The following is a 2645-nucleotide window of genomic DNA, read 5'->3' as shown; positions in this document are numbered from 1 at the left end:
CTTCAGGGCAACCCATGAAAAAAGCCGCTTGAAGCGGCTTTTTTCATGACAGGTAAACGCTATTAATTCAGGAGCTGGTTGCGCCCGTCTTTATTGGGCTGCAGCCATTTTTCCCTTAAACAGCGAATTGATCAAAACTTGGGCATGCCTTTCATGCCGCCCATGCGTTTCATCATTTTCATCATCCCGCTGCCCTTCATCTTTCTCATCATGCCCTGCATCTGCTCGAACTCATTGAGCAGGCGGTTGACTTCCTGAACATGCACGCCGGAACCGGCAGCAATGCGGCGCTTGCGGGTGGCCTTGATGAGTTCGGGCTTGCGGCGCTCCAGCGGCGTCATGCTCTGGATGATGCCTTCCTTGCGCTTGATGTCTTTCTCGGCTTTGTCCATATCGACCTGGCCGGCCTTGGCCGCCATTTGCGCGGGCAGCTTTTCCAGAAGGCTTGAGAGCCCGCCCATGTTCTTCATTTGCTGCAACTGGCTGAGGAAGTCGTTGAGGTCAAAGCCGTCGCCGGACTTGATCTTGGCGGCGAGCTTCTGGGCAGAGGCCATGTCCACCCCGGCGGCCACCTGCTCGACCAGCGCAAGAATGTCACCCATGCCAAGGATGCGGCCGGCGTGTCGCTCGGCGTCGAACACCTCCAGGCCGTCGATTTTCTCGCTGGTACCGGAGAATTTGATGGGGGCGCCGGTGATCTGGCGCACGCTGAGCGCCGCACCGCCGCGTGAATCGCCGTCGGTCTTGGTCAGGATGATGCCGGTGAGCGGCAAGGCTTCCTTGAAGGCCTTGGCAGTGTTGACCGCATCCTGGCCCTGCATCGCATCGACCACGAAAAGCGTTTCAACCGGGTTCAGGATCGCATGCAACTCCTTGATTTCGGCCATCAGGGCCTCATCGATGGCCAGGCGGCCAGCCGTGTCGACCAGCAACACGTCAAAGAAATGCTTGCGGGCGTAGTCAATGGCGGCTCGCGCGATGTCGGCCGGCTTCTGGTCAGGCGTGCTGGGAAACCATTCGGCGCCGGCCTGTTTGGTGACCGTCTTGAGCTGTTCAATGGCGGCAGGGCGATAGACGTCGCCTGAAACGGTCAGCACCTTTTTCTTGCGCTTTTCGATCAGGTGCTTGGCCAGCTTGGCGGTAGTGGTGGTTTTACCCGCGCCCTGCAGGCCGGCCATCAGGATGACCGCCGGCGGCTGGGCTGCCAGGTTGATATCGCTCACCCCCTCGCCCATGGTAGCGGCGAGTTCCTTGTTGACAATACCCACCAGCGCCTGGCCCGGCGAGAGAGAACCCATCACTTCCTGGCCCAGCGCTTTTTCCTTGACCCGGGCAATGAAGTCGCGCACCACCGGCAGCGCAACGTCGGCCTCGAGCAAGGCCATGCGTACCTCGCGCAACATGTCCTGCACGTTGGATTCGGTGATGCGGGCCTGGCCTCGCATTTCCTTGACGAGACGGGATAACTTGTCGGTAAGAGCTGAGGCCATGGGAAGGCGCCACGAACGCGGCGCAGTTAGGTGGAAAAGAAAGGCTGCAGCGGAAGGCTGCCAGAAAGGGGGAAAAGAGGCAGTAAAGGCTAAACTCTAGCCATGATTTTAGCTTTGAGCGACTGGTGGGGTCTTGCAGCGGCAGCCGGTGCTGCCGTCGCCTACGCTGCATTGGCTCTAGCCTCCCCGCGCCTCGGCCCCGCCGCCATCCGCGGCCTGCTGCTGGCGGCCTGGCTGCTGCACGCGCTGGCGCTGGCCGATGGCCTGCTGGGCGAGCCCCCGCGTTTCGGCTTTGCACCGGCGCTGTCCATGACGGTCTGGCTGGTGCTGACCGTTTACGCCATCGAAAGCCGCCTGTTTCCACAACTCCAGGCCCACTGGGCGTTGGCAGGGCTGGGCAGCGCAGCTGTCATCCTGACGGTCATTTTCCCCGGTACCACCTATCACGCCATCGCGTCCCCCTGGCTGCCGTTGCACTGGGCCCTGGGCATCGCGTCTTATGGGCTGTTTGCCGCCGCAGTGGTGCACGGCTGGCTGATGACGCGCTCCGAGCGCTCCATCCGGCTGGCCGCACAAACCGATGCGGGCGTGCCGCTGTTGACGCTGGAGCGGCTCACCTTCCGCTTCGTGGAGGCCGGCTTTGTATTGCTGTCGGCCACGCTATTTGTAGGCTGGCTGTTCGCCGAAACACTCTACGGGCCCGGCCTGGCCTGGAAATGGAACCATAAAACCGTGTTTTCGGTCCTGGCCTGGCTGACGTTTGCCGGCCTGCTGATCGGCCGGGCGCGCCTCGGATGGCGTGGCCGCAAGGCCGTCCGTGTGCTGTACCTGGGCTCCGGCCTGCTGCTGCTGGGCTACGCCGGTTCGCGCTTTGTACTTGAAGTCATTCTGAGGCGGGCATGAAATACCTTCTGGTCATGGGATTCGTGCTGGTGGTTTTCTGGCTCTGGCGCCACAACCGCGATGCGGAAAGAAACGATGCGGCGGCTGCCCGCCCCCGCCAGGCACCGGGCCGCGAAACGGCCGTTGCGGAGATGATCGCATGCGATGTCTGCCACGTGCATTTGCCGAAGTCCGACGCCCTGACAGGCGGCAAGGGGATTTATTGCAGTGACGCGCATCGCCGCCAGGCAGGAGACTAGGGCCTGCTAACAC

The 2645-nt window shown here is 62.0% G+C and carries 3 protein-coding genes; 2 read left to right on the top strand and 1 reads right to left on the bottom strand.

All coding sequences use genetic code 11. The features are described from left to right. Positions 1-131: 131 nt before the first annotated feature. A complete protein-coding gene (gene ffh / locus AC1D1X_RS20460; RefSeq protein ID WP_477668363.1) occupies positions 132-1490 on the bottom strand; it encodes a signal recognition particle protein in 1359 nt (452 codons plus the stop codon). Between the two features lie 102 nt (positions 1491-1592). Between ffh and AC1D1X_RS20455 the strand changes: the two genes are divergently transcribed. Then, positions 1593-2393 carry a cytochrome C assembly family protein gene (locus AC1D1X_RS20455; RefSeq protein WP_477668364.1) on the top strand — a complete coding sequence of 267 codons (801 nt, stop codon included), beginning with the start codon at positions 1593-1595 and terminating at the stop codon, positions 2391-2393. After that, entirely contained in the window at positions 2390-2632 is a 243-nt protein-coding gene (locus AC1D1X_RS20450) for a PP0621 family protein (RefSeq protein ID WP_477668365.1), read from the top strand. The genes AC1D1X_RS20455 and AC1D1X_RS20450 overlap by 4 nt, the downstream gene beginning before the upstream one ends. The last annotated feature ends 13 nt before the right edge of the window (positions 2633-2645 follow it).

The organism is Polaromonas sp. P1_G4 (assembly GCF_056405475.1).
Note: the sequence above shows the minus strand (reverse complement) of the source record. Positions and strands in the feature narration are given on the sequence as shown.

Excerpts from the sequence above, each read along its gene's own strand:
- ffh (WP_477668363.1), bottom strand. The coding sequence starts at position 1,490 with ATGGCCTCAGCTCTTACCGACAAGTTATCCCGTCTCGTCAAGGAAATG.
- AC1D1X_RS20455 (WP_477668364.1), top strand. The coding sequence starts at position 1,593 with ATGATTTTAGCTTTGAGCGACTGGTGGGGTCTTGCAGCGGCAGCCGGT.
- AC1D1X_RS20450 (WP_477668365.1), top strand. The coding sequence starts at position 2,390 with ATGAAATACCTTCTGGTCATGGGATTCGTGCTGGTGGTTTTCTGGCTC.